This is a genomic window from Thiocapsa imhoffii, from assembly GCF_016583985.1.
GTDB classification, from domain to species: domain Bacteria; phylum Pseudomonadota; class Gammaproteobacteria; order Chromatiales; family Chromatiaceae; genus Thiocapsa; species Thiocapsa imhoffii.
The window spans coordinates 145,416-164,149 of the sequence record NZ_NRSD01000006.1 but is presented as its reverse complement, the minus strand read 5'-3'; the positions used below and the strand labels follow the sequence as shown (position 1 = coordinate 164,149).

Genomic DNA, 18,734 nt, shown 5'->3' with positions numbered 1-18,734 from the left:
GGCGTCACTGAGCCCGCGCGCTTGGGTTCGGCCCTCGCGGAGCCGATCTGGCGTGCGTCGCGTGGATTGACGGGAACAAGATTAAGGATTGGACATGCACCTGCATCTGTTGGGAATCTGTGGCACCTTCATGGGCGGGATCGCCCTGCTTGCACGTGCGCTCGGGCATCGGGTCACGGGTTCGGACGCGAACGTCTATCCGCCGATGAGCACACAACTCGAGGAGGCGGGGATCGAACTCATGGAGGGTTATGACCCAGCCCATCTGCGCCCAGTCCCGGACCTGGTCGTGGTGGGCAATGCGCTGACACGTGGAAACCCAGCGGTCGAGGCGATGCTGGATCAGGGTCTACGCTATTGCTCCGGTCCGGACTGGTTGCGCGAGCATCTCCTGAGCGAGCGCTGGGTCTTGGCGGTCGCCGGAACCCATGGTAAGACGACGACCGCGAGCATGTTGGCCTGGGTGCTCGAGGAGGCTGGACTCGCGCCGGGCTTTCTGATCGGCGGGGTACCACTGGATTTCGGTCAGTCCGCCCGTTTGGGCACGGCGCCTTTCTTCGTTGTCGAGGCAGATGAATACGATACGGCCTTCTTCGATAAGCGGTCGAAATTCGTCCACTACCGTCCAAGCACCCTGATTCTGAACAACCTCGAGTTCGATCATGCCGATATCTTCGATGATCTGTCGCACATTCAACGTCAATGTCATCACCTGATCCGCACCGTCCCCCAACGCGGTCTGATCGTACATCCCGCTGCCGATCCCGCGATCGACGAGGTCTTCGCGATGGGGTGCTGGACCCCACGAGAATCCTTCGGCGCCGCCGGACATTGGAGCGCCCAGCTCATTGCCGCGGATGGATCCCGGTTTGTGGTGTCTTGCGATGGCGAACCCGTGGGGGAGGTGGCCTGGGGCCAGACCGGCTTGCACAACGTCCACAACGGGCTTGCGGTCGTCGCGGCGGCCCGGCATGCTGGCGTGCCCGTGGCGCAAACGCTGGCGGCCCTATCCTGCTTCAAGGGGGTGAAACGGCGCATGGAGCTGCGCGGCCGGGTCGCGAAGGTCAGCGTTTACGATGATTTCGCCCATCATCCGACCGCGATCGCGACCACCCTGGCCGGATTGCGCCAGCGGGTCGGGACACAGCGCATTCTCGCCGTGCTCGAACCGCGTTCGAACACCATGAAACTCGGCGTGCACAACGACACCCTCGCCGCCTCGCTCGACGACGCCGATCGTGTCTTCGTCTTCGCCCCCGAGGATCTGGGTTGGGATGCGGGTCGCGTCTTCAGTCGGCTCGGGAGCCGCGCCGTGGTGCATCGCGAGATTGCGTCGCTGCTCGACGCGATTCTTGCCGCAAGCCGTCCTGACGATCACATCCTGGTGATGAGCAACGGGGGGTTCGCGGGTCTGCATCAGCGCCTGCTCGACCGTCTCGGGATGCCTACCTCCGCGGCCGATCGCGGTTGCGGCGCGCGCGAGTGCTGAGTTGGCGAGCGTGTATCCGGCCCACCTCACAGCAGGAATGCCATGATGGCATCTGAACCATCATCTCCCTGGCCAAAGACGATCACCGTCGCCCTGACCGGTGCCTCGGGTTCGCAATACGGGTTGCGTTTGGTCGACTGTCTCTTGTCCGCGGGGATGCGCGTCTATCTGCTGGTGTCGCAAGCGGGGCAAGTGGTGCTGAAGATGGAAGCAGACCTCGAGGTCCCGGGACGGGCCGGCGATGCCGAGGCGTTCTTCCGCGACTACTTCAAGTCCACGCCCGGGCAGTTGCGTGTTTTCGGCCGCCAGCAGTGGAGCGCGCCCGTGGCGAGCGGCAGCAATCCTCCCGATGCCATGGTGGTGTGTCCCTGCACCACCGGAACCCTGGCCAGCATCGCCGCGGGCGTCTCCACCTCCTTGATCGATCGTGCCGCCGACGTGACCATGAAGGAGTCAAGGAAGTTGATTTTGGTCGTCCGCGAGACTCCCTTCACACCCATCCATCTCGAGAACATGTTGCGGCTTGCTCGCGCTGGAGTCGTCATCATGCCGGCCAATCCGGGGTTCTATTTCAAACCAACACGGGTCGAGCAATTGGTCGATTTCATGGTGGCACGCGTGCTGGACCATCTCGGTGTGCCGCATGCCCTGTTGCCACGCTGGGGCGACGAGTCAGTCCCTCCGACCTGAACCGACCAGGCCTGAACCGACTCGCCCCGTGGCCCTGGTGCCCGGGCCACGAGGCTCAAGTGTGAGCGCGATGGCCTCTGACACCGAGCCTGTCCCCGGTGAGCGGAGCCTCAGATCCTGAGCAGCAGTCGCGCCGGATCTTCCAGGGTGTCTTTGATGGTGCCGAGGAACTGAACTGCTTCGCGCCCATCGATGATGCGGTGGTCGTAGGTGAGCGCAAGGTACATCATTGGTGCGATTTTGATCTCGCCCTTGATCACCACGGGGCGTTCCTGAATCTTATGCATACCCAGGATCGCGCTTTGCGGCGGGTTGAGGATCGGCGTCGAGAGCAGGGACCCGAACACGCCACCATTGGTGATCGAGAAGGTGCCGCCGGTCAGCTCCTCATAGCTTAGGGTGCCGTCGCGGGCTTTCTCGCCGAAGCCGACGATTCCCTGTTCGATATCCGCCATCGAGAGCTGGTCGCAGTTGCGCAGGATCGGCACGACGAGCCCGCGTGGGGAACTGACCGCGATGCCGATATCGTAGTACCCGTGGTAGATGATGTCGTCACCATCGACCGAGGCGTTCAGCACGGGGAAACGCTGCAATGCCTCGATGGCCGCCTTCACGAAGAAGGACATCAAGCCGAGTCGGACGCCATGCGTGGTCTCGAAGGCCTCTTTATAGCGGCTGCGCAGTGCCATCACGGCAGCCAAATCGACCTCGTTGAAGGTGGTCAGCATGACCGCGTTTTGTTGTGCCTGAACCAGCCGTTCGGCAATGCGCGCGCGCAGCCGCGTCATGGTGACACGCTGTTCCGGACGCCCGGCCTCACCGGTCAGGCTCGGTGATTGAGCCATACTGGGCTGGGCGGCATCGGGTTCTTGATGCGGCGTTTCTGCCTCGCGCTGATCGAGATAGGCCATGACATCGGCCTTGTGAATGCGTCCCTCGCGACCGGTTCCCGCGATCGCGCGGGCATCGAGATTCAATTCCTTGATCAGGCGCCGCGCGGCGGGCGCGACCTGTGGTTCAGCCGTGTCTGGAGCAGTGGTGTCGGGCCGCTCCTGGGGGGCGCTCGCGGTCGACGCGCGCGCTGCGGTCTCGGAGGGGGAGGGCACGGCCGTCTCATTGGTGCGCGCCGCGGTATCGGCGGCGATACGGGCGAGCAACCCATCGGACTGCACGAGATCACCGACCTCGGCGAGGATTTCACTGAGGATGCCATCGGCCGGCGCGGGGACCTCGAGAATGACCTTATCGGTCTCGAGATCGACGAGATTTTCTTCGCGCTTCACCGGATCTCCGAGGCGTTTGTGCCAGGTCGCGACCGTGGCATCGGCAACCGACTCGGGGAGGTTGGGGACGCGGACTTCGCTGCTCATTGTGGCGGGATCCTTTTATTCATGCTGGGGTTGAAGAGCCCAGTGAGGGCCTCGTCGATCAAGCGCTCCTGTTGCTCCACATGGGCCGCGCGATGACCGACGGCGGGGGCCGCGGCCGCGGGTCGACCGACATAGACGGGACGTTTGCCGTCCTGGATTAGGTTGTGGAAACGGTGTTTGATCTGGTCCCAGGCCCCTTGATTTTGCGCCTCCTCCTGACACCAAATGATCTCATCGGTGGCTCGATAGGTCTCGAGCGCGGCCGCGAACTGATCCTTGGGAAACGGATAGAGTTGCTCGATGCGGATCAGGGCGACATTCGTGAGGCCGCGGGCGCGACGGGCCTCGAGCAGATCATAATAAAGCTTGCCGCCACAGAAGATGACCCGCTCGATGTCGGCCGGATCCAGTGGATCGACTTCTGGCAGCACCGGCTGGAAGCGGCCGGCGGCAAGTTCATCCAGGGAGGAGACCGCCAGGCGATGGCGCAGGAGACTCTTCGGCGTCATTACAATCAACGGTTTGCGGTAGTCCCGAACCATCTGTCGGCGTAACAGATGAAACATCTGAGCCGGCGTCGTCGGCGTGCAGACCTGGATATTGTGTTCGGCGCTCAACTGAAGGAAGCGCTCGAGACGCGCCGAGGAATGCTCCGCGCCCTGACCCTCGAGACCGTGCGGCAAGAGCATCACCAGTCCGCAGCAGAGTCCCCATTTGGTGCCAGCGGAGGTGATGAACTGATCGATCACGACCTGCGCGCCGTTGGCGAAGTCACCGAATTGGGCTTCCCAGATCGTCAATGCACCCGGCTCGGCGGTCGCGAAGCCGTATTCATAGGCGAGCACCGCCTCCTCGGACAAGATCGAATCGATCGCGATGAAGGCCCCTTGGTGTGGACTGAGATGCTGCAGTGGGGTGTAGGCGTTGCCTGTTAACTGATCATGAATCTTCGCGTGACGGTGGAAGAAGGTGCCGCGTCCGGTGTCCTGCCCGGACAGGCGCACCGGGATGCCCGCATCGAGCAGTGTGGCATAGGCCAGGTTCTCGGCGAATCCCCAGTTCAGGAGCTGGTCCCCTTGCGCCATCTTGCGACGCTCTTCGTAGAGCTTCTCGACCCGGGCATGCAACTCGAACCCGTCCGGCACGCGCAGCATCGCCTCCGTGAGTTCCCTCAGTTTGTCGATCGGGACCCCGGTCTCGACATCCTGGTCCCATTCGGTGTTACGACAAAATGCCCAGCTCACGCGATAGGCGTGGTCCAGTCCACAGAGCACCGGACGGGCGACGACGACACCCTGCTCGATCGAGTCGCGATAGTCGGCGACCAGCGCATCGGCCTCTTCTTTCGCGATGACCCCATCGGCGATGAGCCGATCGGCATAGACCGCACGAGGGGTGGGGTGTTTGCGGATTTTTTTGTACATCATCGGCTGGGTAACCGAGGGTTCGTCGGCCTCGTTGTGGCCGAGCCGGCGGTAGCAGACCAGGTCGATGATGACATCCTTATGGAATTGATTACGGAAGTCGAGTGCCATCCGAGTGACGAAGATAACGGCCTCCGGATCGTCGCCATTCACATGGAAAACAGGCGCTTGCACCATTTTCGCCACATCGGTGCAGTAGAGCGTGGAACGTGTGTCCAGCGGATTGCTGGTCGTAAACCCGATCTGGTTGTTGATGATGATGTGAATCGTGCCGCCGGTGGTGTAGCTGCGCGTCTGCGAGAGTTGCAGGGTTTCCATCACCACGCCCTGTCCGGCGAAGGCGGCATCGCCGTGGATCAGGACTGGCAGCACCTGGTCACCGCTGCGATCGTGGCGACGCCGTTGGCGTGCGCGCACCGAGCCTTCGATAACCGGGTTGATGATCTCCAGGTGCGATGGGTTGAAGCCCAGCGCAAGATGGACGATGCCTCCCGGCGTGTCGATATCGGTCGCGAATCCAAGGTGATATTTCACGTCGCCGGCCATCTTGCGCCAGTCCATCTGGACCCGGCCCTCGAACTCGTCGAAGATATCCTGCGGCGGCTTCCCGAAGATGTTGGTCAGGACGCTCAGGCGCCCGCGGTGCGCCATGCCGATGACCAGCTCCTTCTGGCCCTTGCGACCGGCACGCTGGATGAGTTCGTCGAGCAGTGGGATAAGCGCGTCGCCGCCCTCGAGCGAGAAGCGTTTCTGCCCGACGTAGCGTTGGTGGAGATACTTCTCGAAGCCCTCGGCGGCGCTCAAGAGGGTGAGCAGCCATCGACGATCCGCGCCATCGAGTTCCGGCGTTGCGCGATAGCCCTCGAGACGCTTCTGAATCCAGCGCTTCTCCTGGGTATCGGTGATGTGCATGTACTCCGAGCCGACCGTGCCGCAATAGATCTGCTCGGCCATGGCGATGATGTCGCGCAAGGGCATGCGGTCGGGTGCGTAGAGCGACCCCGTGTGGAAGACCTGATCCATGTCCTCCGTGGAGAGATTGTGGTACGAGGGGTCGAGGTCGGCGATCTTCGGTGTCTCGCGCAACGCGATCGGGTCGAGGCGCGCGACCTGATGGCCGCGGTAGCGATACCCGTTGATCAGAGACAAGACTGCCGACTGTTTCTCGGCCGCGGCGGGCTCGAGTCGTTCCGTGGAGCGGGTGTGTGCGCGTGAACGGCTCTCTTGGGCCAAGCGCAGAAAATTCTCACGCACCGGGCCGTGCGCGACCTCGTTCGCCGACTCCTGATGCATGACCTGAAAGCGTTCGCGCCAGGCTAGGTCGACACTCTCTGGGTCTTTTAGGTAGCGTTCGTAGAGATCTTCGATGAAGCTGGCGTTGCCGCCATACAAGGCACCGGAACGACGAAACAGCTCGAGGATTGCGCTCATGCTCGCTGATGTTCCCGAGGGTTAGATTTATGTATGGATTTTCGCGGTTTATAGCACACTTTAGGTCATGCTTGGCAGCTCTGATGCGCGATGACGCACGCTGATCGCCACCGCCGCGCCGGCGCGTCCCAGCCCGTTCGTCGCCCTGCGCCACGCGTGCCCGAGTGTATCCGCGGGCGATCATGACCGGCCTATACTCTAAGTCCGACGACGAGGAGCGCAAGCGTCATCGACTCCAGATCGTTCGCTTGCAGGCGGATATCGCCTATTTCGAGGCGCGCCTGGAGATGATCGGCGAGCCCGCGACGCTGTATCAAGCCACCCAACGCTTGGCCTTCGAGCTCCTGCGCCGGCATCTCCTTGAACAGGTCCTCGCCGCCGGGAAGAAACGCATGGCGCCCGTGACCGCCGCTGTGAAGGGCGAGACGACACCCAGAGCCTGAGTCCGGAGCGAGAGACAAGGGCGTGGTGACCGGCAGCAAGCCTGACGGCATGGGGATGCGATGCTGGCATCCCCCGTGGAGCGCAACGCCCGAGCGGACGTCGCGTGGGGGCTCAGTGTTCGCCTTTGATGCGCAGCAGTCCGGCGAGACGATTGCCTTGCTTCTGCGGACCACCGCGCGGGAAGAGCTGATGCAGGCCGTGATTGCTGCCCTGCTCACCGCCCCACACCCGGCGGAAATGGGCGATCATGTCGCGGACCGTGGCCTGGGTGCCGTGTTTGGCGTAGCTGGCGCGCAGGTAACGGATCACCTCCCAGTGCTCGGCGCTGAGCGTCAGTCCCTCGTGCGCCGCGAGCGTGCGGGCAAATTCCTCGGACCAATCGGACGGATCGACCAGATATCCTTCGCTGTCGGTCAGAATCTCGCGCCCCTCGACCGTGAAGGCGTGAGTGGTCATGCTGGGATAGGCGTTGCTGCCGACCGGGAACTCCCCGGGTAGACCCTTGGAGTCGTGCTCGGACTGGGTGATCGACCAGAGCTCGATCGGGATCTTGCCATCGAGACGGCCGTCGAATCGCTCAACACCCGAGACCAGGATCTTGCCGCTGGTGGGGGGAAGGTCGAAGCTGGCCACCCCCTCGTGATCGGTCAGGATGGGCGGGGTCTCGGACCCGTCGGCATCAAGCTTCAGCACCACTGGGGTCCGTTTCAGCGGTTCCCTGGTGACCTTCATTGAAACCTTGACTTGAATCATCTTGGACCTCTCCTCGTCGGATGACGAGCGGCGATCATGTCACCGACCGTCGTCGTGATGGCCGCGCCGCTTCAGTCCGATGGCATGGTTCTCACCGCGGTGTCGTGCCGATGCGAATGCGCCAAAGTCGGTGTCAAGGGGGGGGGTGAACCGGCCCCTCATTCGGACTGGGCATTCAGTTGGATATTAATCAGGGGTTTTAGTTTTGACAAACGAAAATGATTTGTTTTTGATATCGGTTTTTCCGATTTGATCATCGATGGATAGCCAGCAGATCAACACCTTTCTCGCGGTCGCCGCGCATGGCAGCTTCCAGGAGGCGGCCACCCGCGTGCATGTCACCCAGTCGACCGTGAGTGCGCGGATCCAAGCGATCGAGCAGGAATTGAATGCACGTCTGTTCGTGCGTAATCGCTCGGGCGCGACTTTGACCGCGGCGGGGCAGCGCTTTTTGCGCCATGCCAAGACCCTCGCGCTAACGTTCGATCAGGCTCGCCACGACGTGGGGTTGCCGAGTCGCTTTCGTGGGAGCCTGCGGATCGGCGCGCGCATTGCGCTCTGGGATGGTTTGCTGCCGCTCTGGGTGGGGCGCATGCGGGCGCAGGCCCCCGATCTCTCCATCAACAGCGACATCGGATTCGAAGAGGACCTGATGCGGGGGATCATCGTGGGCACCTTGGATCTGGCACTGATGTACTCACCACGCCATTGCGCGGGGCTCCAGATCGAACATCTGTTCGACGAAACCCTGGTGCGTGTCTGCAGCGATCCGCAGGACACGGCGTTGGACGACAGCTACGTCTACGTGGACTGGGGACCGACCTTCTACGCGCAACACCAACAGGTCTATCCTGATCTGGAGCGGCCCGCGCTGATGGCCAACATTGGCTGGCTTGGTCTGCAATTGATCTTGGCCAATGGTGGGTCCTGTTTCGTTCCCGAGCGAATCGCCGCCTCCTCTCTCAGAGACGGATCGCTTCATCTGGCTCCGCATGGCCCCCGCTTTCGCTTGCCAGCCTATGTGGTCCACTCGTCGCAAGACGATTCCTCCATGCTGGACATGGCGCTCGGGGTGCTGCGTGCGCTGGTGCGCGAGCAGACAACGGGTGGCGATGCGGAGCCGGAGGAGGGGGCTCCCAGCGGCAGACGGGGCGGGGCGATTCAGGTCGCGCGCGGCGAGGGGAAGAGCAGCGGCAGGAGGTCCCGATAAGCTGAGACGAAATGCACGCTGAGCCCCTTGCGCACATGCTCGGGAACCTCTTCGAACTCGCCGCGGTTGTCCTCGGGCAGGATGATCTCGCGGATGCCCGCGCGGCGCGCGGCAATGAGTTTTTCCCGGATCCCGCCGACCGGGAAGACCTCGCCCGTCAAGGTAATTTCTCCGGTCATGGCGACCCTGCGCAAGGGGTGATGGCGGGCGAGAGACAGGAGCGCCGAGGCCATGGTGATTCCGGCTGAAGGTCCATCCTTTGGCGTTGCGCCAGCCGGAACATGGAGATGGATAAAGGCGTTTTCGAAAAACGACGGATCCGCGCCCAATTCCTCGGCATGGGAGAGCACGAAACCATAGGCGATCTCCGCCGATTCCTTCATGACATCGCCGAGCTGACCGGTCAGTTTGAATCCACGCGTGAAGCTGTGCGTGCGTGCGGCCTCGATCGACAGCGTTGCACCCCCCATTGCCGTCCAGGCGAGTCCGGTGACCACCCCGGGTCCTGAGAGTTTGCGTTCATCACGAAATACCGGGCTGCCGAGATATTCCTTGAGATCGTCCGTGGTGAGGCGAACTGGCGGTGTTGCCTGATCGAGGAGGCGTACCGCAACCTGACGCACGATCTTGCCGAGTTGCTTTTCCAGTCGGCGGACCCCGGCATCGCGCGCGTAGCCATCGATCAGTGCGCGGAGCGTCTTGGTGTCGAGCGCGACCGCGCCCTTGACGAGACCCGCGCGCTCGATTTGGCGCGGGAGCAGGAATTTCTTGGCGATTTGCAGCTTTTCCTCGGCAATGTAGCCGGAGAGCTGGATCACCTCCATGCGGTCGAGCAGGGGGCCGGGGATGCTGTCGAGCTGGTTGGCGGTGCACACGAAGAGCACCTTCGACAGATCGAAGCGCAGATCGAGATAATGGTCGAGGAAATCGGTGTTCTGTTCGGGATCGAGCACCTCGAGCAGTGCCGAGGCCGGGTCGCCATGATACGACGCACCGATCTTGTCGATCTCATCGAGCATGATCACGGGGTTGGCGGTGCCGGCGTCCTTCATGGCCTGGAGGAACTTGCCTGGCATGGCGCCGATATAGGTTCGTCGATGGCCCTTGATCTCGGCCTCGTCACGCATCCCACCGACCGAGAAACGATAAAAGCGGCGTCCCAGGGCGGTCGCGATCGAGTGTCCGATCGAGGTCTTGCCCACCCCGGGCGGACCGACCAGAAGGATAATGGAACCCGCGACCTCGCCCTTGTGGATCCCAACGGCAAGGAACTCGAGGATGCGTTTTTTGACATCCTCCAGACCATAATGGTCGCGGTCGAGGACCCGGCGTGCACGTTTGAGGTCGAGCTTGTCCTTGGAGTAGTTGCCCCAGGGCAGGATAGTGATCCAATCCAGATAGTTGCGGGTGACCGAGTACTCCGGTGAGCCGGTTTCCAGCATCCGCAGCTTGTCCATCTCCTCATCGACGCGCTTGCGCGCCTGCTCGCTGAGCGTGAGTCGCGCGAGGCGTGCGGTGAAGCGGTCGAGTTCCGCGGTGCGATCGTCCTTGGCGATGCCGAGCTCCTTTTGAATTGCCTTCAGCTGCTCGCGTAAGAAGAACTCGCGCTGTTGCTTCTGCATCTTCTCCTCGACCGTGCGGCGGATCTTCTGCTGCGCGCGGGCGAGTTCGAGTTCGTTGTTGAGCAGGACGAGGACCTTTTCCATGCGCGGGAGGAGCGCGACGATTTCCAGGACCTCTTGGAGCTGCTCCTTGGTCGAGGTGGTTAGACTGGCCGCGAAATCCGACAGATGGGACGGGTCATCGGGGCCGAACCGATCGAGAAACATCCGCAGTTCCTCGACATAGAGCGGATTGAGCGGTAGGAGCTCCTTGATGGTGTTGATCACGGCCATCGCATAGGCCTTGACCTCATCATTCGGTGGCCCGGCGGGTTCCGGGAGATAGGTGACCTGCGCGCGGAACGGCACGGTCCGATTGAGCCAGGTGCCGATCCGAAAACGTTGCAGACATTCGACGAGAACCTGCAGATGCCCGTCTTGTTGGTGGATGCGGTGGACGCGACAGACGGTGCCGATCGGGTGAAAATCGCTCGGACGCGCCTCCTCTGAGGTCTCGCTGCGCACCAGCACGACCCCGAGGATCTTGTGCTCGCTGTCGCTGACCGTCTGCAGGGTAGAGGCCCAATTCTCCGCGTCCATCATGAGCGGGACAGCTTGGCCGGGAAAGAAGGGGCGTGAGGCGACGGGCAGAATCGGGATCTGCGTCGGTAAGACGTCATTGGCGCGCGCGAGTTGGATTGCCGATCCCTCTACCGCCGCTTCCTCTTCTTCAATCGTCACGCCCTGATTGTCTTCATCCGTCATCTGCTCGAACCTCACCCAGGAAGACCACACATCCGAGCGGTCAATTTCAGGGTCTCGGCGGAAATTTGCAAGCGGCGTTCGCCAGCCGTGCGAAGCTGGCGACATCGAGCGACTCGGCCCGAGCGGACGGATCGATGTCGAGATCGCGCAGTTGGGACTCGTCGGCGAAGGCCGCGAGACTGTTCCGCAGCGTCTTGCGGCGTTGCCCGAAGGCCGCCGCGACGATGCGTGCATGGAGATGCGGGTCCGCGAGCGCATACCGAGGCGGGCGGTGGGGGCGTAGTCTGAGAAAGGCGGACTCGACCTTGGGAGCCGGTCGGAAGGCGCCGGGGCCAATGCGAAAGAGCGCCTCTGGGGTGCACTGCGTCTGTACCATCACGGAGAGACGCCCATAGCGCTTCTCGCCCGGGACAGCGACGATCCGCTCGACGACCTCTTTCTGCAGCATCAGATGAAGATCCTCGACGCAGGCGGACTGTTCGAGGAAGCGAAACAGGAGTGGGGTGGAGATGTTGTAGGGCAGGTTGCCCACGAGACGCAGTCGGGTTCCGGGTGCGGCGAGCGTGCACAGATCAATGCGCAGGGCATCACCCTGATGGATGCGCAGTTCACCGCACGCGGCGAGACGGTGGCGTAAGGGCTCAACCAAATCACGGTCGAGTTCGATCACATCAAGGGAGCCAACCGCGGCGAGCAGCCCGGCCGTGATGGCCCCTTGGCCGGGTCCGATCTCCACGATGGCCTCGTTGGGTCGGGGCGCGATCAGTGCGATGATGCGCTCGATGACACGGGCGTCATGGAGAAAATTTTGGCCGAAGCGTTTGCGTGCTCGGTGTTCCATCAGATGCGGACTCCGGCGCTCGGGCGGCCGCTCGGCCGCCGCGCATGGGATTGTGGATTCACCGCGCGGGCCTGCACGCTGTTCGGTCCGGTCTCAACAGTTGTGGCAGACTTCATGGGCGAACTGTTCGAGCTTCCGCGTGGCATTCGCGAAGAGACGGATCCCCTCGGCGAGTTTCTCCGTCGCCATCGCATCCTCGTTCAAGTCCCAGCGGAAGCTCGCTTCGTCATAGGAGACGCGGGGGATGTCCATCGTCTTGGCGCGTTCGGGGTCGAGTTTGCGGGGAACATCACCCTCGGTCGACACCAGTTCACCCAGCAGCGCCGGGGAGATGGTCAAGTAGTCACAACCGGCCAATTCGAGGATTTCATCGAGATTCCGGAAGCTTGCACCCATCACGACCGTCTGGTAGCCGTGGCGCTTATAGTAATTGTAGATCCGCGTCACCGATTGCACCCCGGGATCTTCATCCGTAGGATAACCCGAGACGTTCTCGGCATTCTTGTACCAGTCCAGGATGCGCCCGACGAAGGGCGAGATCAGGGTCACCCCGGCATCGGCGCAGGCGGCGGCTTGCGCGAAGCTGAAGAGCAGGGTCAGATTACAATGAAGCCCCTCACGCTCGAGCCGCTCAGCCGCGCGAATCCCCTCCCAGGTCGAGGCGATCTTGAACAGCACGCGTTGGCTCGGATCGATTCCCGCGGCCTGGTAGAGTTCGACCAAGGCCGCCACGCGTTTGATCGTGGCCTCCGTGTCGAAGGAGAGACGGGCGTCGATTTCGGTGGAGACGCGCCCGGGGACGATCTTCAGGATCTCGCTGCCAAAGTTGACCGCGAGCTTGTCGATGGTCGCGCGGGTCTGGCTCAAGGCATCGGCGCCCCCCTCGCGCATCCCATGGAGCACCGCGTCTTCGACGAGTTCGCGGTAGTGCGGCATCTGCGCCGCTTTGTAGATCAGCGACGGATTGGTGGTGGCGTCCTGTGGTGTGTACTCGGCGATGGACTCGAAGTCTCCGGTGTCGGCGACGACCGTGGTCATGGTCTTGAGTTGGTCGAGTTTGCTCATGGTTCCACACCTGTTTGAGGGGTTGAGTAAAACGGCGGGTCACGAGACCTTAATGGAAACCCGTGACAATTTCGAATCGACCCGGCCGAGGGCGCGGCGCGGGCCGAACGTCCGCACCACCGATCCTGACACGGAGGACATCGGCTCGTGAACCCGAATCGAAGTGGTCGAGCAACCGCTGTGCCCTCACGTCGAGCCTGGTGCGTCTCCCCATGCCTCCTGCCATGATCGAACTTCAGGCCGCGCGCGACACCTCCGTGGATGAGATCCTCAGGATCCTCCGGGGTTCACAGCGCCAGGTGCCGCGGCCGAGCGAAGCCGTGACGGACATCCTCTACGACACCTTCGACTGGGCACTCTATCGCGACGGTCTGTCCCTAGCCGTGCGCACGGACGCGGAGTCCGCGGCGGCGTTGCCGGATCAGTTGGTGCTCCGTTCACTTGATGCCGCATCCAGGCCGATTGTCCAGGCGCGTGCTCAGGGGCAGCGGGATGCACTCGACTTCGCCGCGCGCCTGCCGCCCGGCCCGGTGCGCGAGCACCTGCTGAAGCTCAGCCCGATCCGGCGGTTGCTGCCGCTCGTCACGATCCAGCGGCGGGTGACGAACAGCCGGATCGAGCCGGATGAAGGGCAAGGCCTGTTGCGGGTCGCGATCGAGGAGCGCAGCGTGCTCGGGCCTGGGGGGGATCTCTGTGGTGCGCTCGCGCCCCTGATTCGCCTCGACGCGGAGCCCTCGCATGTCGAACGGTTCGCCGCCGTGATCGCGCGCGCGCGCGGGGCCTTTGCGGCGTGCCCCTCCCCGGGCGCTGAGTTGGATGAAGCGCTCGCCCTCCGCGGTCGTCGGCCGAACGATTATTCCGCGAAGATCGACGAGCGGATCGATCCCAAACAACGAGCGGATGAGGCGCTCAAGGGTGTCTTCAGGCATTTGCTCGGAATCCTCCAGGCCAATGTCGAGGGCACCCGCGCGCATTGGGATATCGAGTTCCTGCATGACCTGCGCGTGGCGACGCGGCGCACTCGCTCGGCCCTGACCCAGGTCAAGGGCGTCTTTTCCGCGTCGGTGGTCGAGGACTTCCGGGTGCGCTTTGCCTGGTTGCAGCAGGTCACGGGTCCGCTGCGGGATCTCGATGTCTATCTGCTGGAGTTCGCGCGCTACCGTGACGCCTTGCCCGCGTCCTTGCGCCTTGGGATGGGGCCGTTCCACGAGTTTCTGGTCCTGCGCCAGGCTCAGGAACAGGAATATCTCGCCGCCGTGCTTGCCTCCCCGGCCTTCACCGAGCTGATGGCGGATTGGCAAGCCTTCCTCGAGGCCCCGATGGGCGCGCACGCGGCGGGACCCAAGGCGGGACACGCGATCAAGGCAATCGCGGATGCCCGCATCCGGCGCATGGCGAAACGTGTCCGTCAGGAAGGGCTCGCGATTCGGCCCGACTCACCGGCGACGGAGCTGCATGAACTGCGCAAGAGCTGTAAAAAACTGCGCTACTTGATCGAGCTGTTCCAGAGCCTTTACCCACGCGGAAAGCTGACACGGCTGATCAAGCTGCTCAAGACCCTGCTCGATCATCTCGGCGAGCTACAGGATCTGTCGGTGCAGGCCGACCATCTGCTCGACTGGGCGAGACAGATGTATCGCGCCGGCGAGGCGGATCCCGAGACCCTGCTGGCCATGGGCGCGTTGGCGGGTCAGTTGTCCGAGCGTCAGACGGCGGCGCGCGCGTCCTTTGCCGAGGTCTTCAGCCAGTATGTTGGCGATGAACAGCAGGTGCTGTTCAGGCGTCTGTTCGGCCACCACTGATCCCGCACCGCAAACGGTTGACTCAGGCCCGATCCCCACTGCGTCGAGCGGCGCCGCATCCGCTGGTGCCCCGCTCACGCTGACTCCGACTCTGACTGTCATGCTGGGCCGCCTGGCCGTGACGAGCCCGTCGCGCGCCGCCTACACCCTCGCTGCCGGATCCTGCCCGACTGGCCGATCCCCGCCGTGGCAACCGGCCTGCTCGGACGCAGTCCCGAGCATCAGCGCGCGGATCAGTTCCAACATGGGCGGAATGGCTGCTTCGGCCTGCGGTGTCAGACGGTAATGGTCATAGTCGAACGAGGCGCCGGTGACCGTGACGAGATAGGTTTCGGGGACGCGACCATAGAGGGTCTCGCACCAGGCGAGGAGTTCCCTGGGGTCGAGAAAGTGGGCCATGGTCGAGATAGCATGTGCGTCGGGATGCAAGCGCTGGCAGCGGACAGTCCCAGGCGCTCCCGCCACCGCGGCATCGAGGAAGATCACGCGATCCCGCTCGATCAGATCCGCCACCAACTCAGCGGTAAGAATGTGGCGCGAGAGCACGGTGACGCCCGCGGGGACACCGTCCCGCGCGAGGCGATCGGCAACCAGCGGCCCGATCGCGTCATCGCCGCGGATCGGGCTGCCGTAGCCGATGATCAAGACCTGCGCGGAGGATGGCGCGGAGGGTGGGGCTGAACCGTCCACTCAGCCACGCCTCAGGGTGTCGAGAATGCGACCATCGGCGGCGCGCAGTTCAATGGCGAGCGGCATCTCACCAAAGGCGTGCGAGGCGCAGGACAGGCAGGGATCGAAGCACCGGATCACCGCCTCGACACGGTTGAGCATGCCCTCCCGCAGGTTGTTGCCATCGACATAGGCATCGGCGACCTGGCGGATGCTTTGATTCATGGCGAGGTTGTTGTGGCCGGTCGCAATGATGAGGTTGACCCAATTGATCAGCCCTTCGTCGTCGATCTTGTAATGGTGCATCAAGATGCCGCGTGGCGCCTCGGACACGCCGATGCCCTCCGAGCGGTTGCTGCGCGCCCGAGCCCGGACCCGCGCGTCGAGGATCGTGGGATCCTTCAGGAGCCGATCCATCATCTCGAGCGCGTAGATGATCTCGACCAGGCGCGCGTAGTGATAATGGAAGCTGCTCGCGATGGGGCCAGATTCCTGCAGCATGTGGAACTCGGCGAGCGCCACATCGGCATAGGGCGTGCCGCAGGCATCGACATTGTTCAGCCGTGCAAGCGGGCCGACCCGATAGATGCCGTGCGGATAGCCGTGCGGTTTATAGTACGGGAACTTCATGTAGCTGAAGTCCTCGACCGCCTCGCCGATCAGGCGCTCGTATTCATGCGGCGGCACCATGTCCTCGACGATCCGCCCCTGTGCATCCTTGATACGGATCAAGCCGTCGTAGTGCTCAAGATGCCCCTTGGGGCTGACCAAACTGAGGAACATGGTCGGTTGGTTGCCGAAGTGCTCGGCCTCGTCCTTGAACTTAGGAACTAGGGTCTTGAAAAAGGTGTAGGTGCGTTTGGCGATGTCGAGTCCCTCGGGAATGAGTTTCAACATCGCATCGCGTTTCTCCTGGACCAGCGGCTCGCTGACTCCGCCGGGCACCACCCAGGTGGGGTGGATCTTCTTGCCCCCCAGCGTTTCGATGATGGTCTGGCCGATCTGGCGCAGTCGGATACCGTCCTTCGCCAAGGCCGGATCCTGTCGCATCACGCCGAAGATATTGCGGGAGACCGGGTCGGAATCCCAACCGAGCAGGAGGTCGGGCGACGACAGGTGGAAGAAGGACAGGGCATGCGATTGGGTGAGCTGTGCCAGATTGATGATGCGGCGCAGCTTCTCACCCGTGGGTGGAATGCTGACCGAGAGCAAGTGATCGCAGGCCTTGTTCGATGCCAGCACATGGCTGACCGGGCAGATCCCACAGGTCCGTGCCGTCAGGGCTGGCATCTCGCGGTAGGGGCGGCCCTCGCAGAACTTCTCGAAGCCGCGAAATTGGGTGAGGTGGAACTTCGCATCCTCGACCTCGCCTGCCTCCCCCAATTGCAGGGTGATGCGGGCATGTCCCTCGATGCGGGTGACGGGTTCGATGGTAATGGTCCGGCTCATGGATGTGCCCTGTTCTTTGAGCGCCACGTGAATCGAGGCGCACTGGTCATGACGATGACGGCGGCTGTTCGTTGGGGGCCAACTCGTTTGGGTTTGGCGCCTACCCGCTTGATCCACAGTGGTTTAGTCGCTCGGCTGGTGTGTCGTACCGGCGTCTTCCTCATTGGCCAGGGCACGCTCGGTGATCTCATGATAGAGCTGCGTGACCTTGGCGATGATGTCAGTAAATTCGGCATGATCGGCCCACCTGGCTTGCTGCGCCTTCGCGTCCTCCAGCACCTCGTGCAGGAAGTGGATGTCAAAGCTGTCGAGCCGTTCGCCGCGCGTGACCTTCGTCTTCAGATCGAGCAGGCGCGGGAGCCGTTGCGACGTCAAACGATTCAAGAGGGCGATCAGGATGCCCTGCTCCTCATCGCGGCGCGCGTGGCCGGGTTGCTTGGGATGGTTCACCTCAGGCTCCGAAACGGGTGACGGCGCTGGGATTCGGTTGTCGTCCCGCGATGAGTTCGCTCAGGACATACCAGATGGTGTCCGCGCTTGGCGGACAGCCGGGGACATAGATGTCAACCTCGACGACCGCATGGATGGGTTGCACGATGGCTCGCAAGGCCGGTACCTGTTGGGTTGGGATTTGTGCCTGGAGGGTGGCCGTTTCCCGATAGGCGTGGTCGATGACATCGGCCAACTTGAAGTGATTGCGCATGGCCGGGACATTGCCGTTCACCGCGCAGTCGCCGAGGCTGATGAGGATCTTGCAGTGCTTGCGAAAGGCCCGGGCCTTCTCCACGTCCTCGTCCGAACTGACCGAGCCTTCCAGGATGCCGATGTCGACCGATTCAGGCAGGATCTTGTTGTCGACCAGCGGGCTGTAGAGGATGTCGATGTGCTGCGCCAGTTCGATCAGGCGTTCGTCCATGTCGAGAAAGGACATGTGGCAGCCCGAGCAGCCATCGAGCCAGGTGGTGGCGACCGTGATCTTGGGCGAGGTGCTCATAGGATGTGTCTCCGACGGGCGAGGATCGGCAGGAAGTGTTGATCTTTGACCATTTCGCCGACCGAAGTGCCTTGTTTTACCAAGGCGCCAGTGGGGCAGACCTGGACGCACTTGCCGCAACTGGTACAGGTGTCGCTATCGCCCCAGGGTTCCGCCATGTCCGTGATGACCTGGCAATCACTGCCACGTCCCATCACATCCCAGGTGTGGGCGCCTTCGATCTCGTCACAGACGCGAACACAACGGGTACAGAGGATGCAGCGGTCATGATCGACCCGGAACATCTCGTGCGAACTGTCGACCGGATAACTGACCTGTCGATGGGGCACGCGCACATGGTCGACCCCACACATCTGCGCCATGAACTGAAGCTCACAGTGACCATTGGAGACACAGACCGAGCAGACGTGATTGCGCTCGGCGAATAACAGCTCGACGATGGTACGTCGATAGCGTTGGAGGGTTTCGGTATTGGTCTGGATCTGCATGCCCTCGGTGACGCGGGTCGAGCAGGCCGCCAACAGGCGGCCTTGCCCCGTGACCTCGACCAGACAGAGGCGGCAGGCGCCCCAGATCGAGAGACCGTCGAGGTAACAGAGGCTGGGGATCGGGATGCCGTGCTCGCGGCAGACTTCGATGATGGTCTCGTCTTCACGAGCGGACAGATCTTGACCGTCGATCTGTAGGGTGACGACACGGACGTTGGGTCGGTTCGCGGGTAGTGGCATGGCGGCTCC

At 62.9% G+C, this 18,734-nt stretch carries 16 protein-coding genes; 5 read left to right on the top strand and 11 right to left on the bottom strand.

The genetic code is table 11. From position 1 onward, the window contains the following. Window positions 1-94: 94 nt before the first annotated feature. Window positions 95-1,489 (top strand): UDP-N-acetylmuramate:L-alanyl-gamma-D-glutamyl-meso-diaminopimelate ligase, encoded by a 1,395-nt coding sequence (gene mpl / locus CKO25_RS08400; protein ID WP_200387469.1) that lies wholly within the window; start codon window positions 95-97, stop codon window positions 1,487-1,489. Between the two features lie 42 nt (window positions 1,490-1,531). Continuing rightward, window positions 1,532-2,179, top strand: a complete 648-nt coding sequence (locus tag CKO25_RS08395) for a flavin prenyltransferase UbiX (protein ID WP_371829708.1) — start codon at window positions 1,532-1,534, stop codon at window positions 2,177-2,179. A 110-nt stretch (window positions 2,180-2,289) separates the two neighbouring features. Here CKO25_RS08395 and odhB read toward each other — a convergent pair whose 3' ends face one another. Together odhB and CKO25_RS08385 are read right to left on the bottom strand one after the other, a co-directional pair. Beyond that, window positions 2,290-3,549 carry a 2-oxoglutarate dehydrogenase complex dihydrolipoyllysine-residue succinyltransferase gene (odhB, locus tag CKO25_RS08390; protein ID WP_200387468.1) on the bottom strand — a complete coding sequence of 420 codons (1,260 nt, stop codon included), beginning with the start codon at window positions 3,547-3,549 and terminating at the stop codon, window positions 2,290-2,292. Further along, complete coding sequence (locus tag CKO25_RS08385; RefSeq protein ID WP_200387467.1) at window positions 3,546-6,404, bottom strand: 2-oxoglutarate dehydrogenase E1 component; 2,859 nt, start codon at window positions 6,402-6,404, stop codon at window positions 3,546-3,548. Before CKO25_RS08385 ends, odhB begins: the two co-directional genes overlap by 4 nt. Window positions 6,405-6,586: 182 nt before the next feature. Here CKO25_RS08385 and CKO25_RS08380 point away from each other — a divergent pair, with 182 nt between their 5' ends. Beyond that, window positions 6,587-6,847: a hypothetical protein gene (locus tag CKO25_RS08380; RefSeq protein ID WP_200387466.1), complete on the top strand. Its 261-nt coding sequence runs from the start codon at window positions 6,587-6,589 to the stop codon at window positions 6,845-6,847. Window positions 6,848-6,959: 112 nt separating this feature from the next. Here CKO25_RS08380 and CKO25_RS08375 read toward each other — a convergent pair whose 3' ends face one another. Continuing rightward, window positions 6,960-7,601 (bottom strand): TusE/DsrC/DsvC family sulfur relay protein, encoded by a 642-nt coding sequence (locus CKO25_RS08375; RefSeq protein ID WP_200387465.1) that lies wholly within the window; start codon window positions 7,599-7,601, stop codon window positions 6,960-6,962. Window positions 7,602-7,860: 259 nt separating this feature from the next. Between CKO25_RS08375 and CKO25_RS08370 the strand changes: the two genes are divergently transcribed. Continuing rightward, window positions 7,861-8,811: a LysR family transcriptional regulator gene (locus CKO25_RS08370; RefSeq protein WP_200387464.1), complete on the top strand. Its 951-nt coding sequence runs from the start codon at window positions 7,861-7,863 to the stop codon at window positions 8,809-8,811. Here the strand turns inward: CKO25_RS08370 and lon are convergent. The 3 genes from lon to tal all read right to left on the bottom strand — a co-directional run bounded on the left by lon (window position 8,763) and on the right by tal (window position 13,083). Continuing rightward, window positions 8,763-11,177, bottom strand: coding sequence for an endopeptidase La (gene lon / locus CKO25_RS08365; RefSeq protein ID WP_200387463.1), 2,415 nt, complete (start codon window positions 11,175-11,177; stop codon window positions 8,763-8,765). The genes CKO25_RS08370 and lon overlap by 49 nt on opposite strands. A gap of 46 nt (window positions 11,178-11,223) precedes the next feature. Further along, window positions 11,224-12,018 (bottom strand): 16S rRNA (adenine(1518)-N(6)/adenine(1519)-N(6))-dimethyltransferase RsmA, encoded by a 795-nt coding sequence (rsmA, locus tag CKO25_RS08360; protein WP_200387462.1) that lies wholly within the window; start codon window positions 12,016-12,018, stop codon window positions 11,224-11,226. Between the two features lie 93 nt (window positions 12,019-12,111). Then, a complete protein-coding gene (gene tal / locus CKO25_RS08355) occupies window positions 12,112-13,083 on the bottom strand; it encodes a transaldolase (protein WP_200387461.1) in 972 nt (323 codons plus the stop codon). A gap of 212 nt (window positions 13,084-13,295) precedes the next feature. Between tal and CKO25_RS08350 the strand changes: the two genes are divergently transcribed. Next, window positions 13,296-14,885, top strand: coding sequence for a CYTH and CHAD domain-containing protein (locus CKO25_RS08350; protein ID WP_242467498.1), 1,590 nt, complete (start codon window positions 13,296-13,298; stop codon window positions 14,883-14,885). 141 nt (window positions 14,886-15,026) lie between these two features. Here CKO25_RS08350 and CKO25_RS08345 read toward each other — a convergent pair whose 3' ends face one another. The 5 genes from CKO25_RS08345 to hoxU form a co-directional block, all read right to left on the bottom strand. After that, window positions 15,027-15,575, bottom strand: a complete 549-nt coding sequence (locus tag CKO25_RS08345; RefSeq protein WP_200387460.1) for a hydrogenase maturation protease — start codon at window positions 15,573-15,575, stop codon at window positions 15,027-15,029. After that, window positions 15,576-17,003, bottom strand: coding sequence for a Ni/Fe hydrogenase subunit alpha (locus CKO25_RS08340; protein ID WP_200387459.1), 1,428 nt, complete (start codon window positions 17,001-17,003; stop codon window positions 15,576-15,578). A gap of 123 nt (window positions 17,004-17,126) precedes the next feature. Continuing rightward, entirely contained in the window at window positions 17,127-17,453 is a 327-nt protein-coding gene (locus CKO25_RS08335) for a hypothetical protein (RefSeq protein ID WP_200387458.1), read from the bottom strand. 1 nt (window position 17,454) lies between these two features. Next, window positions 17,455-17,997 (bottom strand): NADH-quinone oxidoreductase subunit B family protein, encoded by a 543-nt coding sequence (locus tag CKO25_RS08330; protein ID WP_200387457.1) that lies wholly within the window; start codon window positions 17,995-17,997, stop codon window positions 17,455-17,457. Further along, entirely contained in the window at window positions 17,994-18,725 is a 732-nt protein-coding gene (gene hoxU, locus CKO25_RS08325) for a bidirectional hydrogenase complex protein HoxU (protein ID WP_200387456.1), read from the bottom strand. Before hoxU ends, CKO25_RS08330 begins: the two co-directional genes overlap by 4 nt. Window positions 18,726-18,734: the final 9 nt, after the last annotated feature.

What these genes read in the sequence shown, in the direction of transcription:
- mpl (WP_200387469.1), top strand. Translation starts at nt 95, where the DNA reads ATGCACCTGCATCTGTTGGGAATCTGTGGCACCTTCATGGGCGGGATC.
- CKO25_RS08395 (WP_371829708.1), top strand. Translation starts at nt 1,532, where the DNA reads ATGATGGCATCTGAACCATCATCTCCCTGGCCAAAGACGATCACCGTC.
- odhB (WP_200387468.1), bottom strand. Translation starts at nt 3,549, where the DNA reads ATGAGCAGCGAAGTCCGCGTCCCCAACCTCCCCGAGTCGGTTGCCGAT.
- CKO25_RS08385 (WP_200387467.1), bottom strand. Translation starts at nt 6,404, where the DNA reads ATGAGCGCAATCCTCGAGCTGTTTCGTCGTTCCGGTGCCTTGTATGGC.
- CKO25_RS08380 (WP_200387466.1), top strand. Translation starts at nt 6,587, where the DNA reads ATGACCGGCCTATACTCTAAGTCCGACGACGAGGAGCGCAAGCGTCAT.
- CKO25_RS08375 (WP_200387465.1), bottom strand. Translation starts at nt 7,601, where the DNA reads ATGATTCAAGTCAAGGTTTCAATGAAGGTCACCAGGGAACCGCTGAAA.
- CKO25_RS08370 (WP_200387464.1), top strand. Translation starts at nt 7,861, where the DNA reads ATGGATAGCCAGCAGATCAACACCTTTCTCGCGGTCGCCGCGCATGGC.
- lon (WP_200387463.1), bottom strand. Translation starts at nt 11,177, where the DNA reads ATGACGGATGAAGACAATCAGGGCGTGACGATTGAAGAAGAGGAAGCG.
- rsmA (WP_200387462.1), bottom strand. Translation starts at nt 12,018, where the DNA reads ATGGAACACCGAGCACGCAAACGCTTCGGCCAAAATTTTCTCCATGAC.
- tal (WP_200387461.1), bottom strand. Translation starts at nt 13,083, where the DNA reads ATGAGCAAACTCGACCAACTCAAGACCATGACCACGGTCGTCGCCGAC.
- CKO25_RS08350 (WP_242467498.1), top strand. Translation starts at nt 13,296, where the DNA reads ATGCCTCCTGCCATGATCGAACTTCAGGCCGCGCGCGACACCTCCGTG.
- CKO25_RS08340 (WP_200387459.1), bottom strand. Translation starts at nt 17,003, where the DNA reads ATGAGCCGGACCATTACCATCGAACCCGTCACCCGCATCGAGGGACAT.
- CKO25_RS08330 (WP_200387457.1), bottom strand. Translation starts at nt 17,997, where the DNA reads ATGAGCACCTCGCCCAAGATCACGGTCGCCACCACCTGGCTCGATGGC.
- hoxU (WP_200387456.1), bottom strand. Translation starts at nt 18,725, where the DNA reads ATGCCACTACCCGCGAACCGACCCAACGTCCGTGTCGTCACCCTACAG.